Genomic DNA, 1,140 nt, shown 5'->3' on the forward strand with positions numbered 1-1,140 from the left:
AAAGTGCGCGACATCAAGCGAATGAACGAATTACAAGGTAGCGATGCGGACAAAGAAGTCTATATGCTGGCATTGCTTACAGGATTAGTCCCTGAAGATTTAGATGATTTGGATATTGCTGACTATGCCAATGTGCAAAAAGCCTTTGCCGAGATGCAAAAGGGAAAGTAACTAGTAGTCAGCTTGATGAAATGATTGCAGATGTGGCTTGGTGGTATGGTTGGAATGTCAGCGAAATTGAGCAAATGAGCTTAGCGGAGCTACAAACTTGGATGGAACAAGCCAACCGCCAAATTAAAGCAGGATATACAAAAGCCACGCTATGACGTGGCTTTTTTAGCTTTGTGTTTTTCGACTTGTTCGACAATCAAACCGAGCAAAATAAAAGCGCAGATAACTGCGGTGGTTTTGGTGAAATAGTAAAAGGCGAAACCGATAGCAGTAAGCAATAACCCAGCTGCTATTGTATAAGCAAACCATTCTGATGTGAGTTCTAATTGTCTTTTTGTTAGTATCGTTTCTAATAACGCGCCAACACAGCCAAAGACAATAAGACCTCCAATAATGCTTGTGATAATTGGATAGAAATGAAAGGCAATCATCACTCCAATGAATAGGATGAGCAGCAAAATACAAGCGCCGATTAAGATAAGCATATCCTCAATGAACTCAAAAAGTGCTTTCAAGATCATACTTTTTCTCCTCTACATTTAAAGGGAACTATAAATTATGTCGTCTAATTTAGCAATATCTTTAGTCATCGGAGCCTCTGTTGGTGGCGCGATTTCGGGCATCAGAAATGTGCGAAACAGTCTAAAGCTATTTCGAGATGATACACAAACTACGGGACAACGTATCGGAGCATTATTCAAAAATGCAGCATTAAGTACTGGCTCTCTTATTTCTTTGGGAACTGCTACCGCAAGCTCCATTCTTGCAGCAGCACAGCCCGCGATAAAATTTGAAAGCGCAATGGCAGATGTGAAAAAGGTTGTCAATTTTGATAGCCCAAAACAGTTTAAAGAAATGGGGCAAGATATTCTGCAATTAACGCGCACAATTCCGATGGCTGGCGAGGAAATAGCAGCGATTGTGTCCGCAGGAGGACAAGCTGGTACCGCTCGAGAATATTTGCTTGGT

General features: G+C 41.4%; 4 protein-coding genes. 3 read left to right on the top strand and 1 reads right to left on the bottom strand.

Features of this window, described 5'->3' with window-relative positions:
* The first annotated feature begins 3 nt into the window (after window positions 1–3).
* Together ACT2CV_RS09830 and ACT2CV_RS09835 are read left to right on the top strand one after the other, a co-directional pair.
* Window positions 4–171, top strand: a complete 168-nt coding sequence (locus tag ACT2CV_RS09830) for a phage tail assembly protein (RefSeq protein ID WP_464974069.1) — start codon at window positions 4–6, stop codon at window positions 169–171.
* A gap of 20 nt (window positions 172–191) precedes the next feature.
* Window positions 192–326, top strand: coding sequence for a GpE family phage tail protein (locus tag ACT2CV_RS09835; RefSeq protein ID WP_464972295.1), 135 nt, complete (start codon window positions 192–194; stop codon window positions 324–326).
* Here ACT2CV_RS09835 and ACT2CV_RS09840 read toward each other — a convergent pair.
* Window positions 321–692: a hypothetical protein gene (locus ACT2CV_RS09840; RefSeq protein WP_464974067.1), complete on the bottom strand. Its 372-nt coding sequence runs from the start codon at window positions 690–692 to the stop codon at window positions 321–323. The two genes, ACT2CV_RS09835 and ACT2CV_RS09840, sit on opposite strands and share 6 nt — an antisense overlap.
* Before the next feature lie 37 nt (window positions 693–729).
* On the opposite strand from ACT2CV_RS09840, the gene ACT2CV_RS09845 reads away from it, so the two are divergent.
* On the top strand, window positions 730–1,140 hold a 411-nt coding region (locus ACT2CV_RS09845), incomplete at its 3' end, for a phage tail tape measure protein (RefSeq protein WP_464974068.1).

Source organism: Reella acinonychis (assembly GCF_052384575.1).
Classification (GTDB): Bacteria; Pseudomonadota; Gammaproteobacteria; order Enterobacterales; family Pasteurellaceae; genus JBQSUQ01.

Bases quoted from the DNA above. Each gene is read 5' to 3' on its own strand.
- ACT2CV_RS09835 (WP_464972295.1), top strand. From the start codon at position 192: ATGATTGCAGATGTGGCTTGGTGGTATGGTTGGAATGTCAGCGAAATT.
- ACT2CV_RS09840 (WP_464974067.1), bottom strand. From the start codon at position 692: ATGATCTTGAAAGCACTTTTTGAGTTCATTGAGGATATGCTTATCTTA.